This window comes from Thiomonas sp. UBA7699, assembly GCF_002482605.1.
Lineage (GTDB): Bacteria > Pseudomonadota > Gammaproteobacteria > Burkholderiales > Burkholderiaceae_C > Thiomonas > Thiomonas arsenitoxydans.
In genome coordinates this window covers 36,080-48,936 of the sequence record NZ_DLGH01000030.1, presented here as the reverse complement: position 1 = coordinate 48,936, position 12,857 = coordinate 36,080, and the positions used below count along the sequence as shown (strand labels likewise).

General features: G+C 64.1%; 13 protein-coding genes. 10 read left to right on the top strand and 3 right to left on the bottom strand.

Annotated elements, in window-relative coordinates; translation table 11 throughout:
• Positions 1–2: 2 nt before the first annotated feature.
• The 3 genes from rpmA to proB all read left to right on the top strand — a co-directional run bounded on the left by rpmA (position 3) and on the right by proB (position 2,592).
• Positions 3–260: a 50S ribosomal protein L27 gene (gene rpmA / locus B3H47_RS13370; protein WP_013104731.1), complete on the top strand. Its 258-nt coding sequence runs from the start codon at positions 3–5 to the stop codon at positions 258–260.
• Positions 261–398: 138 nt separating this feature from the next.
• Positions 399–1,463 carry an Obg family GTPase CgtA gene (cgtA, locus tag B3H47_RS13365; RefSeq protein WP_276708538.1) on the top strand — a complete coding sequence of 355 codons (1,065 nt, stop codon included), beginning with the start codon at positions 399–401 and terminating at the stop codon, positions 1,461–1,463.
• Between the two features lies 1 nt (position 1,464).
• A complete protein-coding gene (gene proB, locus B3H47_RS13360) occupies positions 1,465–2,592 on the top strand; it encodes a glutamate 5-kinase (protein ID WP_276708537.1) in 1,128 nt (375 codons plus the stop codon).
• A gap of 20 nt (positions 2,593–2,612) precedes the next feature.
• Here the strand turns inward: proB and B3H47_RS13355 are convergent, their stop codons facing one another.
• Positions 2,613–3,179, bottom strand: coding sequence for a CNP1-like family protein (locus B3H47_RS13355; RefSeq protein WP_286987492.1), 567 nt, complete (start codon positions 3,177–3,179; stop codon positions 2,613–2,615).
• Complete coding sequence (locus tag B3H47_RS13350; protein WP_013104735.1) at positions 3,176–3,772, bottom strand: RNA pyrophosphohydrolase; 597 nt, start codon at positions 3,770–3,772, stop codon at positions 3,176–3,178. Before B3H47_RS13350 ends, B3H47_RS13355 begins: the two co-directional genes overlap by 4 nt.
• 176 nt (positions 3,773–3,948) lie before the next feature.
• Here B3H47_RS13350 and B3H47_RS13345 point away from each other — a divergent pair, with 176 nt between their 5' ends.
• Complete coding sequence (locus B3H47_RS13345) at positions 3,949–5,679, top strand: proline--tRNA ligase (RefSeq protein WP_276708535.1); 1,731 nt, start codon at positions 3,949–3,951, stop codon at positions 5,677–5,679.
• 20 nt (positions 5,680–5,699) lie between these two features.
• Positions 5,700–6,347 (top strand): lytic transglycosylase domain-containing protein, encoded by a 648-nt coding sequence (locus tag B3H47_RS13340; RefSeq protein ID WP_276708534.1) that lies wholly within the window; start codon positions 5,700–5,702, stop codon positions 6,345–6,347.
• 29 nt (positions 6,348–6,376) lie between these two features.
• Here B3H47_RS13340 and ffh read toward each other — a convergent pair whose 3' ends face one another.
• Positions 6,377–7,726: a signal recognition particle protein gene (ffh, locus tag B3H47_RS13335; RefSeq protein ID WP_276708533.1), complete on the bottom strand. Its 1,350-nt coding sequence runs from the start codon at positions 7,724–7,726 to the stop codon at positions 6,377–6,379.
• A 127-nt stretch (positions 7,727–7,853) separates the two neighbouring features.
• On the opposite strand from ffh, the gene B3H47_RS13330 reads away from it, so the two are divergent.
• From B3H47_RS13330 to ampD, 5 genes are read left to right on the top strand one after another with little or no spacing between them, the layout of a single operon-like run.
• A complete protein-coding gene (locus B3H47_RS13330; RefSeq protein WP_276708532.1) occupies positions 7,854–8,693 on the top strand; it encodes a cytochrome C assembly family protein in 840 nt (279 codons plus the stop codon).
• Entirely contained in the window at positions 8,690–8,917 is a 228-nt protein-coding gene (locus B3H47_RS13325; protein ID WP_013104740.1) for a PP0621 family protein, read from the top strand. Before B3H47_RS13330 ends, B3H47_RS13325 begins: the two co-directional genes overlap by 4 nt.
• Positions 8,918–8,960: 43 nt before the next feature.
• Entirely contained in the window at positions 8,961–10,625 is a 1,665-nt protein-coding gene (locus tag B3H47_RS13320) for a sensor histidine kinase (protein WP_276708531.1), read from the top strand.
• Between the two features lie 3 nt (positions 10,626–10,628).
• Complete coding sequence (locus B3H47_RS13315; protein ID WP_276708530.1) at positions 10,629–12,173, top strand: sigma-54-dependent transcriptional regulator; 1,545 nt, start codon at positions 10,629–10,631, stop codon at positions 12,171–12,173.
• A gap of 2 nt (positions 12,174–12,175) precedes the next feature.
• Complete coding sequence (gene ampD / locus B3H47_RS13310) at positions 12,176–12,763, top strand: 1,6-anhydro-N-acetylmuramyl-L-alanine amidase AmpD (RefSeq protein ID WP_276708529.1); 588 nt, start codon at positions 12,176–12,178, stop codon at positions 12,761–12,763.
• Positions 12,764–12,857: the final 94 nt, after the last annotated feature.

Sequence of the window (12,857 nt, the reverse complement as noted above, 5' to 3'; positions counted from 1 at the left end):
ACATGGCACAGAAAAAAGGCGGCGGCTCAACCCGCAACGGGCGCGACTCAGAAGCCAAACGACTCGGCGTGAAGGTGTATGGCGGCCAGGGCATCTCGGCTGGCGGCATCATCGTGCGTCAGCGTGGCACCAAGTTCCACCCCGGACACAATGTCGGCATCGGCAAAGACCACACCTTGTTTGCGCTGGTCGATGGCCGCGTTGAATTTGAAGTGAAGAGCGCGTTCAATCGGCAGACCGTGACGGTTGTAGCCAACTGACGTGTGAGACTCGGCCGCTGTTAGGCCGGGTTGGGGCAATGCCCCATCAACGCCCCGGCGTGGTGACACAAGGCACACAGCGTGTGTGCCGGGTTCGCCAGCCGGGGTTTTCTGTTTTTTCAGCGAAGCGAGCCCACCGTGAAATTTGTCGATGAAGTCGTGATCGAAGCGCACGCCGGAAACGGCGGCAACGGCTGCGTGTCGTTTCGCCGTGAGAAATTCATTCCCTTTGGCGGGCCGAACGGCGGTGACGGCGGGCGCGGCGGACATGTCATCGCTCGCGCAGATGTCAATCTGAACACGCTGGTGGACTTTCGGTTTTCCAGGCTGCATCGTGGACGCAACGGCGAGCACGGGCGCGGCGCGGATCAGTACGGCGCCGGTGGCGACGACAAGGTGCTGCGCATGCCGGTTGGCACGCTGATCTTTGATGCCGAAACGGATGAGCTCATCGCCGATCTGGTGCAGGACGGCCAGGAGATCATCATCGCCCGCGGCGGGCAAGGCGGCTTGGGCAATCTGCACTTCAAATCCAGCGTGAATCGCGCACCGCGCGAATCGACCAAGGGACAAGAGGGCGAGCATCGCAAGCTGCGTCTCGAACTCAAGGTGCTGGCCGATGTGGGGCTGCTGGGCATGCCCAACGCGGGAAAGAGCACCTTGATTTCCGCCGTGTCCAATGCCCGTCCCAAGATTGCCGACTATCCGTTCACCACGCTGTATCCCAATCTCGGCGTGGTGCGTCTGGGGCCTGGCCGGAGCTTCGTCATTGCCGACATTCCCGGGCTGATCGAGGGCGCGGCGGAAGGCCAGGGGCTGGGCCATCAGTTTCTGCGGCATTTGCAGCGCACCAAACTGCTGCTGCACATCGTGGATATGGCGCCGATTGAAGAGGGCGCAGATCCCGTCAAGGATGTTCGCGCCATCGTCGCCGAGCTGAAAAAATACGACGCCGACCTAGCCGCCAAGCCCCGTTGGCTGGTTCTCAACAAACTCGATCTGCTGCCCGAAGACGAGCGCGAGGCGGCGGTGAAAAACCTGCTTCGCCGTCTGCGTTACAAAGGCCCGGTGTTCCCGATCTCGGCACTGGCACGCGAGGGCCTTGACCCACTGCTACACGCGATTGCCGAACATATCGGCCAAAGCAAACCGGTAGAAACCGCCGAACCCGATCCCCGCTTCCGTGACGATGTCAGCCCCTGAAATGCAGCCTTCCCGCTCTGTCGTGCAGTCGGCGCGGCGCGTCATCATCAAGGCCGGTTCCAGTCTGGTCACCAATGAAGGGCGTGGCGTCGATCTCGATGCTGTGTCCCGTTGGGCGGGGCAGATCGCCGGCCTGCGCTCTGCAGGCAAGGACGTCATTCTGGTCTCCAGCGGCGCCATCGCCGAAGGGATGCGTCGCTTGGGCTGGTCGCAACGTCCGCGCGAAATGCACCAGTTGCAGGCGGCTGCGGCCGTCGGCCAGATGGGCTTGGCGCAAGCTTACGAAACGGCCTTCCGGGAGCGCGGCATGGTCGCCGCACAGGTTTTGTTGACCCATGCCGATCTGGCGGATCGCCAGCGCTATCTCAACGCCCGCACAACCTTGTTGACCTTGTTGGAGCAGGGCGTCGTGCCGGTCATCAACGAAAACGACACCGTGGTCACCGACGAGATCAAGTTTGGTGACAACGACACCTTGGGTGCGCTGGTCACCAATCTGGTGGAAGGCGATGTGCTGATCATCCTCACTGACCAATCGGGCCTGTACAGCGCGGACCCGCGCAAACATGCCGACGCCACGCTGATCGCCCAAGCCGACGCCGAGGACGCCACGCTGCAGGCCATGGCCGGCGGTGCTGGAACGGGAATCGGCACCGGCGGCATGGCGACCAAGGTCACGGCAGCGCGGCGTGCGGCGCGCAGTGGCGCGCATACCGTGATTGCTAGCGGACGCGAGCCCGATGTGCTGCTCCGGTTGGCGCGGGGCGAGATCGTTGGCACTCAGTTGCTGGCCGGGCATGCCAAGCTTGCCGCGCGCAAACAGTGGATGGCCGATCATCTGCAACTGCGCGGCTGGGTCAGGGTGGATGAAGGCGCAGCCCGGCGTTTGCGCGCACAAGGGGCCAGCTTGCTGCCGGTTGGCGTGGTGGAGGTACAGGGCGACTTCGATCGAGGTGACGTTATCGCCGTGCGCGATGCAAGCGGAGCGGAAGTGGCGCGGGGCCTGAGTAATTACGCGGCTTCACAGGCCCGGCGCATCATGCGCCACCCGTCTGCCGACATCGAGGCCATACTCGGTTTCAGCGAGGAGCCCGAGCTGATTCACCGGGACAATATGGTTTTCCTGTAGGACGCAGCGGTAGAGATGCTTCAGCGCTCATTCGTCATCAGAGAATTGTCCGAGGGCGCATGCAAGCCCATCTCGATGCGACGAGCCAAGTCAGCAGGCGTGCCGCGAACAGCCCGGTTGTGGCAAAAATCGTCGCTGTAAAGCGTGGCGTGCACCCGCGTTGCACCGTTTTCGGGAATGCGCTGCCAGTCACTCCCGCTTGCGGCCACCCATTTCTGGCTGGCGTCGTTCCACAGACCATAGAGCGTCCACTGTCGCGTGGCGCAGTTGATTCCTTCATAGGTGATATTGCGCGGTCCGTCGGGCGTTTTTCCCACCAAGGTGTAGCGCACCGTCTGGCCGGGTTCCACCGAGATCGAGCCCCGATCGACATAAAACTGCAGCGCGCCGCTCGCGGTGATGTGCACATGCAACAGATCGGCCGGGGCGCGGGGAAAGGTGACGGGCGCTTCGGCAGTGCTCTGTTTGGCGCCGAACAAGCCGCTTTCGTCTGCAGACTGGGCGTGAGTCAAAGGGCTGGAGCCTAAGCCGAGCAAAAGGCCGGCCAGCAGCGTCGCGCGCAGGCGTGCTGAAGCAGAAAAGGTCATGCTGGATCCGGTGTGGTGAAAGGAGAAGCCGAAGCATCCGTCGTGGCGGCCTCGTCTGCAGTGGCGGCGCCCTCATGGCGGTGCCGCAGATTGGCGCGCAGGAAACGCGTGCGCGGTTCGGTTCGGGGCAGAAAACGCGCCAGCTCAGTCAGCGCCATTTGATAGACGTCGCGCTTGAACTCGATCACACTGTCGAGCGGTATCCAGTATTCGTTCCAGCGCCAGGCGTCGAACTCAGGGTGCTCGGTGGCGCGCAGACAAACATCGCAATCGCGCCCGGTCAGGCGCAGCAAATACCAGATCTGCTTCTGGCCTTTGTAGATACCCCGACTGTCGCGGCGCACGAAATGGCTAGGCACGTCATACCGCAGCCATTGGCGGGTGCGGGCAATGATGCGGACATGACAGGGGTTGAGGCCGACCTCTTCGTGCAACTCGCGGTACATGGCCTGCTCAGGCGTTTCGCCCGGGTTGATGCCGCCCTGCGGAAACTGCCACGAATGCGCTCGCACGCGCTTGCCCCAGAACACCTGATTTCTGGCGTTGAGCAGGATGATGCCCACGTTGGGACGGTAGCCTTCGCGATCCAACATCGCCTGATCCTCGATCTTTTAGAATTCTCCGTTTGATTATAGGCAGCGCGGCCGCCGGGAGAGGGTGTTTCCAGAGTGCGGCAGAGCCTGCAAACGCCCAATACAGCTAAGACCCCGACGATCACGCTGATCTTCGAATTCATTTTTCCTCAAATGCCGGCCACGCGCCGCTACGCATGAAAATTTCCCGCTTTTTCATATCCACTCAGAAGGACGATCCGGCGGATGCCGATGTTCGCAGCCAGGCGCTGATGTTGCGCGCCGGCATGATCAAAAAACATGCAGCGGGGCTTTACAGCTATCTGCCGCTGGGCCTGCGCAGCATCCGCAAGGTGGAGGCCATCGTGCGCGAGGAAATGAATCGCGCGGGCGCCATCGAGTTGCTCATGCCCGTGGTGCAGCCGGCCGAGCTTTGGCAGGAGACCGGGCGGCTGGATCAATTCGGTCCTGAACTGTTGCGCATCAAAGACCGCCATGACCGCGACTTTGTGATCCAGCCCACCTCCGAGGAAGTCGTGACCGATCTGGTGCGCAGCGAGGTGCGGAGCTGGCGTCAACTGCCGCTCAATTTCTATCACATCCAGACCAAGTTTCGCGATGAGCGTCGTCCGCGATTTGGTGTGATGCGCGCGCGTGAATTCACGATGAAGGATGCGTATTCCTTCGATCGCGATTTCGAGGCGGCGCAGATCAGCTACCGCACCATGTTCGACGCCTATGTGCGCATCTTTCAGCGTTTCGGCTTCGAGTTCCGCGCCGTGGCGGCGGATTCGGGGGCCATCGGCGGCTCGCTCAGCCATGAGTTTCACGTCATTGCCGACACCGGCGAAGATGCCATTGCCTACTGCGAGGGTTCCGACTTTGCCGCGAACATCGAGAAGGCCGAAGCTCTGCCGTTGATCGCCGCGCGCGCCGAGCCGACGCAGACGCTGCAAAAGACGCCCACGCCGGGCGCGGCCAAATGCGAAGACGTCGCCTCGCTGCTGGGCATTCCCTTGCAGCAGACCCTCAAGTCGGTCGTGCTCGCAGTGGATGGCGACAAGCCCGGACAGGCCGCAACCATCGTGCTGCTGCTGGTGCGCGGCGATCATGCGGTCAACGAGGTCAAGGTGAGCAAACTCGCCGGTCTGGCCAGCACCCGCATGGCGACCGAGGCCGAGATTGTGGCCACGTTTGGCACGCCGCCGGGCTACCTTGGGCCGATCGGTACCGTGCACCCCGTGCGCGTGATTGCCGATCGCACCGTGGCGAATATGAGCGACTTCGTCGTCGGCGCCAATGCGGTGGATTTCCACTACACCGGCGTCAACTGGGGGCGTGATCTGCCTGAGCCCGAAGTGGCCGACATCCGCAATGTGCAGGCGGGCGATCCCAGCCCGGACGGCAAGGGCGCCTTGTCGATCTGTCGCGGCATCGAGGTGGGGCATGTGTTCTATCTGGGCACCAAATATTCGGCCGCGATGGGCGCGACATTCCTCGACGACAAGGGCAAATCGCAAACGCTGGAAATGGGCTGCTACGGCATCGGCATCACCCGCATCCTCGGGGCGTGTATCGAACAGAACCATGACGCCAAGGGCATGATCTGGCCGGATGCGATCGCCCCGTTCACCGCCGTGATCTGCCCCATCGGTTATGACCGCAGCGAAGCCGTGCGCCAGGCGGCGGACGCGCTCTACGCCGAACTCATCGCCGCAGGCGTGGATGTGGCGCTGGACGACCGCGGCGAGCGTCCGGGCGTGATGCTGGGCGACTGGGAACTGATCGGCGTGCCGCACCGCATGGTGATTTCCGACCGCGGTCTTGCTGCGGGCACGGTGGAGTATCAGCACCGCCGAGAGAGTGCGCCGACGGTGTTGCCGCTGGCTGACGCCTGCGCGCAGTTGCAGGCCCGGTTGCAGCGCTGATTCCGTCCGAGGGCTGTTGCATGCCTGACCTGTCTCGCCGTCGGTGGCTGTTGCAGATGGCGGGAGCGGGCGCTGCGATCGGCGCGGGCTGGAGCTTGCCCACTGCGCCTGCCTGGGCTGGCGCGCAAAAGGAAGAGCAGCTCAGCGACGCGGTGCGCACCGCGCTCGCCGCGCAGATTGCCGAGGCTCCGCCGCCGCAGCCGCATTTTCGCGACGCCAATCATTTCGCCCAATACTGGGTGTGGCTGGCGACCGAGTCGGCGCGGCTGCAAAACCGCATTCCGGGCTTCTCGGTGCGGCGCGATTTTCTGCAAACCGTCTGGTACGAAGCGCACCGCGCCGGGCTGGAGCCCGCGCTGATCCTGGGCTTGATTCAGGTGGAAAGCGGCTTCAAGAAGTATGCCATTTCATCGGCCGGGGCGATGGGCTATATGCAGGTCATGCCGTTCTGGACCCAGCAGATCGGCAATGGCGACATAACGGGGCTGTTTCACATGCAGGTGAATCTGCGTTATGGCTGCGTGATTTTGCGGCACTACCTCAACATCGAAAACGGCAGCTTGTTCTACGCCTTGGGCCGCTACAACGGCTCGCGCGGCAAAGCGGCTTATCCCGACGCGGTGCTCGCCGCGCGCCAGCGCTGGCTGGTGGCGGGCGGCTCCGGCTGAAGTCGCCCGTCCCGCCGAGCGTCGAGCACTCAGCGCGGCATCATGCCGCCCATGCGCTGCATCATTTTGAACATCTTGCCGCCCTTCATTTTTTTCATCATGTCGCGCATCTGCTCGTATTGCTTGAGCAGGCGGTTGACTTCCTGCACTTGCACCCCCGCGCCTGCGGCGATGCGGCGTTTGCGGGTGGCTTTGATGACGTCGGGCTTGTGGCGCTCCTGCGGGGTCATGCTGTGGATGATGCCCTGCATGCGGCGCATGTCGCGCTCGGCGCGGGACATATCGGCCTGACCGGCCTTGGCCTGCATCTCGGCCGGCAGTTTGTCGAGCATGCCCTGCAGGCCGCCCATTTTGTTCATCTGCTGCAGTTGCATCAGAAAGTCGTTGAGATCGAACTGGGCGCCCGACTTGACCTTGGCGGCCAGTTGCTGCGCAGCATCGACATCGACCTGACGCTGCGCCTGCTCCACCAGGGCGAGGATGTCGCCCATGCCCAGAATCCGGTCGGCCATGCGGCGCGGGTCGAAGGGCTCCAGGCCGTCGATCTTTTCCGACACCCCGGCGAACTTGATCGGTGCGCCCGTGACCTGCCGCACCGACAGCGCCGCGCCGCCGCGGGCGTCGCCGTCGAGTTTGGTGAGCACAATGCCGGTCAGCGGCAGGGTGTCGTGGAAGGCGCGCGCGGTGTTCACCGCGTCCTGGCCCTGCATGGCGTCCACCACGAAAAAGGTTTCGATGGGCTTGAGCGCGGCGTGCAGCTCTTTGATTTCGCGCATCATGGCTTCGTCCACCGACAGTCGTCCGGCGGTATCGACGAGCAGCACGTCGAAGTGGTGACTGCGGGCGAATTCGACGGCGCGGCGGGCGATATCCAGTGGTTTGTCGTCGGGTGAGGAGGGAAAGAATTCCGCCCCAGCCTGCGCCGTCACGGTCTGCAACTGCGCAATGGCCGCCGGTCGATAGACGTCGCACGACACGGTGAGCACTTTTTTCTTCTGCCGCTCGGTCAGCAGCCGCGCCAGCTTGGCGGTGGTGGTCGTTTTGCCCGCGCCCTGCAGACCGGCCATGAGCACGATGGCCGGCGGCTGGGTGGCGAGGTTGATCGGCACGGCGTCGCCGCCCATCAGCTCGGCAAGCTCGCGCTGCACCACGCCGACCAGCGCCTGACCGGGGGTGAGCGAACCCACCACTTCCTGGCCCAGCGCCTTTTCTTTGACGCGGGCGGTGAATTCGCGCACGACGGGCAGCGCCACGTCGGCTTCGAGAAGCGCGAGGCGTACCTCGCGCAACATGTCCTGGATATTCGATTCGGTGATGCGTGCTTCGCCCTTGAGGGTCTTGACCACGCGGGACAGGCGCTGGGTGAGGTTGTTGAGCATGGGGCGTGGAAGGTTGGAGCGAGGTTTGGGCGTTTGCGCAGTTTGGTCGTCGCAGAGCCTGAGGCCAGTCTGGCATTCACCGCGCGCGGCACTGAAGAACCGCAGGGGGGTCGGTTAAACTTGAAACATGTCGATTTTAGTGAATAGCCTCGCCTTCGCCTTCTATATGTTGGCTGCGGTGTTGTCGCGCCCGAAACCTGCTTTGGTGCTAGGCCAAGCGGAAGGGGCTGCCAGTGGGGCGACGCAACGTTCCGAGCGCTGGTCGACCTGGGTGATGGCGCTGGCCTGGATCGCGCAGAGCATCACCTTCGGTATGGTGCTGCACGGCGAGTTGCAGCCGCATTTCGGCTTTGCCCAGGCGCTTTCGGTCACGTTCTGGCTGGTGGCGGCAGTGTATTGGGTGGAAAGTCTGTATTACCCCCTGCAGATGTTGAGAAGCTGGATCTGTCTGCTGGCGGCCCTCTCCATTTTGTTGAGCTGGGTTTTCCCCGGAGGCTTTACGCCGCCTTACGGCGCCGGGCCCACTTTCGCGCTGCACTGGGCGATGGGGATCGCCGCCTATGGTCTGTTCGGCGCGGCCGTGCTTCACGGCATTTTGCTGTGGACGGCCGAGCGTTCGCTGCATCGGCGCAAGGGCGCGGTGTCGGGCGTGTCGCGCAGCCTGCCTTTGCTCACCCTGGAAAAGCTGACCTATCGTTTGGCGGCGGTGGGTTTTGTGCTGCTGACGGCCTCGCTCATTTTTGCGGCGACGTTCAGCGAGGAATTGTTTGGCAAGCCGTTCGAGTTCAATCATCAAGCGGTTTTCGGTATCGCGGCCTGGCTAATTTTTGCCGTGCTGATGGTGGGCCGGGTGTTTCTGGGCTGGCGGGGCACGCGGGCGCTGGCATGGCTGTTCGGCGGCACGGTGCTGCTGATGCTCACCTATGTCGGTTCGCGTTTTGTGCTGCAGGTGATTTTGCACCGATGAAGTACCTCGTTCTGTTCGTGGTGGTGATCGTCGGGCTGATGCTCATCAAAAAATCGCAGCAACCCCGCAGCGTGCGACAGCCGCCTTCGCCCAATAAACCGCCGCAGGTTCCCGAGGCGATGTTGCCGTGCGCGCATTGCGGCGTGCACTCGCCCGCCAGCCGCTGCGTCTGGCGCGATGGCAAGCCGTACTGCAGCGACGAGCATGCCCGTCTGGGGTCGTAAGCCGGGCGCTGCGGTCGCCGCTGAAAGCGCATTCGCGCGATCCATGTTCGCCCCGGCGGCGGCCTCTTCAGGTTCGGCCTTCGTGCCTTCTTCGCGTCTGGGCCGAGAACGCCTGCGAACCTACCGGGTGCTGGCTGCGGCGCGCGTGCTCATGTCGCTGATGTTGCTGGGCTGGCTGGTGCTGCTGCCCATGATGCAGGCGGCCCCCCATGCCGAAAAACCCGCCATCGCCACACTGGGTTACGGAGTGGCGCTGCTGTATGTGGCGCTGACAGTCGCGAGCCTTTGGTGGAGTTTCGTTCGCACGCAGGGCCTGGCCTGGCAGGTGCTGATCGCGATTGCCGTCGATCTGCTGGCCTTCACCACCTTGCAGTTCACTGCGGGATATCCCGCGCGCGAATTCGCCCTGATCTACGCCTTGCCCGTGTTGGCCGCGGGCATTTACGGCACGCTGTCGCTCACCTTGTTCGTGGCTGCCTTGGTGACGATGATTCTGCTGGGCAGCGCCGGGTTCGCGATGCTGGGCGGGGCGGCGGAGGCCGAGCAGCGCCTGCTCAATGCGGCCTTTGTCGGCATCGCCTATTTTGCCGTGGCGGTGCTGACTTGGCAGTTGTCGCAACGACTGGCGCGGCAAGAAGCGCGTGCGGCGGCCAGCGAGTCCGTCGCCCGGCGGCAGATGGCCTTGAACCAGCGGGTGATCGAGGCGCAGCGCGATGGCGTCATGGTGGTCGATCGGCACATGGTGCTCGAAGCGCTCAATCCGGCCGCGCAACAGCTGCTGGATTTGCCCTGGAGCGATGCGGTCACGGCGCGCTGGCTCGGGGGGCGCAAGGCCTTGCGCGATCTGCCGGTGGCCGAGGTGGTGCGAAAAGAGGTGGAGCGCATGGCCATCGACGGCGAGGAGGCGCTGGAGGTCAAGGTGCGCACGCCCGCGGGTCGCAAGCTGCTGCTTCGTCTTTCCACGCTGGACAACCTGCCGGGCGGCGTGGGCTATCTCATCGTGCTGCAGGATCTGCGGGAGATCGATGCGCGCATTCAGCAGGAAAAGCTGGCGGCGATGGGGCGTCTGGTGGCCAGCGTGGCGCATGAGATCCGCAATCCGCTGGGGGCGATCGGGCAGGCCAACCAGCTCGCCCGCGAATTCGCGGGCGATGCGGTGCAGCTCGAACGCCTGCATCATCTCATCGGCCAGAACGTCGAGCGCATCAACCGCACCGTCGAGGACGTGCTGGAGCTGGGCCGCACCGCGCCGCGTGAAATCGGGCTGATGCTTTGCGCGCCGTTGATGCGCGAGCTGCATGCCGAATTCGACCAACCGGATCAGGGACGCATCGGCCTGTTCATTCAGGACGACGCAGCGCAGATCCGCTTCGATGCCTTGCATCTGCGACGGGTGTTGGTCAATCTGCTGAGTAACGCGCGGCGCTATGCGAGCAACCAGCCGCGGGCGATCGAGATGCGGCAGCTTGGCGCCGGGCAGGTGCGGGAAATCCAGGTCTCCAACGATGGGCCGCTGATCGACGCCGAACTGCGCGCGCAGCTGTTCGAGCCGTTTCGCACCACGAGCAGCCGGGGCGTCGGGTTGGGCTTGTATATTTCTCACGAACTGTGTTTGCGCAACGGCGCGCGTCTGCTTTACCGCCTCGAGCGCGAGGGCACGCCGCAGGAGCGCGGTTCTTTTGTCATTCAAATCGCACCGGGCCCTTAAGGCATGAATCCAGCGGATGTGCGTATTCTCATCGTCGACGACGAACCCGATCTGCGCGAGCTCTACACCCTGAGCCTAGTGCACGAGGGCTGGCAGATCGACGTGGCTGAAACCGTGGCGCAGGCTCGCGAGCAGTTGGTGCGCAGGCGCTACGCCCTCATGCTCACCGATATGCGTCTTCCCGATGGCGAGGGGCTGGAGTTGCTGCGCTGGCTGGAAGCCCAGCCCGACCGCTTTGAGAAGTCCATCGTCATCACCGCCTACGGCAGTGCGGGCAACGCGGTGGCGGCGCTCAAGGCCGGAGCGTTCGACTACCTGAGCAAGCCGGTCGATCTGGCGGCGCTGCGTCGCACCGTGCATGCGGCCCTCGCAGCGGTCGATGTGGAAGTGCAGGCGCCGACCAGCAGCGCATTGCAACGCATGGTGGGTGAGTCTGGGGTGATGCGCGCCCTTAAACAGACCTTGCAGCGCGTGGCCCGCAGCATGGCGCCCGTGCTCATCCAGGGCGAGTCGGGCACCGGCAAGGAGCTGGCCGCAAAGGCCGTGCATGAGTGCAGCGCCCGCGCCAGCGGGCCGTTCGTTCCGGTGAACTGCAGCGCCATTCCCGAGCAATTGCTGGAGGCCGAGTTTTTCGGCTACCGCAAGGGCGCGTTCACCGGGGCGATGTCCGACCATGCCGGATTCTTTGCCGCGGCGCAGGGCGGCACGCTGTTTCTCGACGAGATCGGCGAACTGCCTCTGGCGATGCAGGCCAAGCTGCTGCGCGCCGTGCAGGAGCGGCGCGTGCGCCCGGTGGGCGAGACGGCCGAAATCGCGGTGGATGTGCGCCTGGTCAGCGCCACCCACCGTCATCTGGAACGCATGGTGGAGCAGGGCCAGTTTCGGCAGGATTTGTTCTATCGCCTCAACGTCATCGGGGTCACTCTGCCGCCGCTGCGCGACCGGCTGGATGATCTGCCGGTACTGGTCGAGGCGTTGCTGGGCGACATCCGCCGCGACAATGCGCGGCCCGGTCTGCGGCTGAGCCCGGCTGCGCTTGAGCACCTGCGCCAGCATCGTTTCTCAGGCAATGTGCGCGAGCTGGAGAATCTGCTGCACCGGGCTGCGGCGCTGGCTGCACAAGATCTGATCGGCCCTGAGGACATCGAGTTGCAGGGCAGTGGCGTCCGCGTCGCCGAAGTGCTGACCTCTGCGACGGCTTTGCCGATCACCACCATCCTGCCCGACACGACGGCGCCTTCAATGCAGCGACCGGCGGACCCGCCGATCACCCCAATCGTTGCGCAGCATGCCCCGGAGCCTCAGCCGCCTCAGTCGCCCCAGCCCCCCATGGCCCGGTTCGAAGCGCAATCGCCCCTGCCTCCCGACTTGGGGGCATACCTCGATCAGGTTGAACGCAGCATCCTCTGCGAGGCGCTGCGGCGCACCCGCTTCAATCGCACCGCGGCCGCGCAGTTGCTGGGGCTGAATCTGCGTCAGATCCGCTACCGTATGGAGCGCCTCGACGTGCGCGACCCGGCTGAAGCGCCGCCGGACGACCCTTTCTGATCATGTCGCCCCCCTTCAGTACGGCTAGTCGGGACGCAGGCTGGATGCCCCACGCCCGACATATGCCGTCTCCCAATCAGGATGAGCGGCCCGCGGGCATGCCGATCGATTTGCTGGTGATCCATTGCATCGCTCTGCCGCCGCGTCAATATGGCGGCGAGGCGATCGAGCAGTTGTTTTGCAATCGGCTCGATCCGCGGGCGCACCCGGCTTTTGCCGCGCTCGAAGGCCTTAGGGTCTCGGCGCATTTTGTCGTGCAGCGCGATGGTGTGCTCACGCAATATGTGTCCTGTGACCGGCGCGCCTGGCATGCCGGCGCATCGCGTTATGCCGGGCGCGAGCGATGCAACGATTTCAGCATCGGCATCGAACTCGAAGGGAGCGACGATGAGCCGTTCGAGCCCGAGCAGTACGACACCCTGATCGCACTGGGATCTGAACTGCTCGCGCGCTATCCCTTGCGCGCATGGGTCGGGCATAGCGACATTGCGCCAGGGCGCAAGACCGATCCAGGCGTCGGCTTCGACTGGCGCCAGCTCAAAAACGGCCTGGCCTTGCCGACATCGGCCTTTCCATTTCAGCGGTTTTGAGCACCCTTGCGGGTTTGCCCGAAGCCGCTCCAAGGGCAGACTTTGTGCATGAACCTGTGCATAAGCTGTGGGCTGACTGTCAATTTGTCCCACA

Coding starts and splice junctions, on each gene's coding strand:
- B3H47_RS13340 (WP_276708534.1), top strand. CDS start 5,700: ATGCCTGACCTGTCTCGCCGTCGGTGGCTGTTGCAGATGGCGGGAGCG.
- proB (WP_276708537.1), top strand. CDS start 1,465: ATGCAGCCTTCCCGCTCTGTCGTGCAGTCGGCGCGGCGCGTCATCATC.
- B3H47_RS13350 (WP_013104735.1), bottom strand. CDS start 3,772: ATGTTGGATCGCGAAGGCTACCGTCCCAACGTGGGCATCATCCTGCTC.
- B3H47_RS13320 (WP_276708531.1), top strand. CDS start 8,961: ATGTTCGCCCCGGCGGCGGCCTCTTCAGGTTCGGCCTTCGTGCCTTCT.
- rpmA (WP_013104731.1), top strand. CDS start 3: ATGGCACAGAAAAAAGGCGGCGGCTCAACCCGCAACGGGCGCGACTCA.
- B3H47_RS13345 (WP_276708535.1), top strand. CDS start 3,949: ATGAAAATTTCCCGCTTTTTCATATCCACTCAGAAGGACGATCCGGCG.
- ampD (WP_276708529.1), top strand. CDS start 12,176: ATGTCGCCCCCCTTCAGTACGGCTAGTCGGGACGCAGGCTGGATGCCC.
- B3H47_RS13330 (WP_276708532.1), top strand. CDS start 7,854: ATGTCGATTTTAGTGAATAGCCTCGCCTTCGCCTTCTATATGTTGGCT.
- B3H47_RS13315 (WP_276708530.1), top strand. CDS start 10,629: ATGAATCCAGCGGATGTGCGTATTCTCATCGTCGACGACGAACCCGAT.
- ffh (WP_276708533.1), bottom strand. CDS start 7,726: ATGCTCAACAACCTCACCCAGCGCCTGTCCCGCGTGGTCAAGACCCTC.
- B3H47_RS13355 (WP_286987492.1), bottom strand. CDS start 3,179: ATGACCTTTTCTGCTTCAGCACGCCTGCGCGCGACGCTGCTGGCCGGC.
- B3H47_RS13325 (WP_013104740.1), top strand. CDS start 8,690: ATGAAGTACCTCGTTCTGTTCGTGGTGGTGATCGTCGGGCTGATGCTC.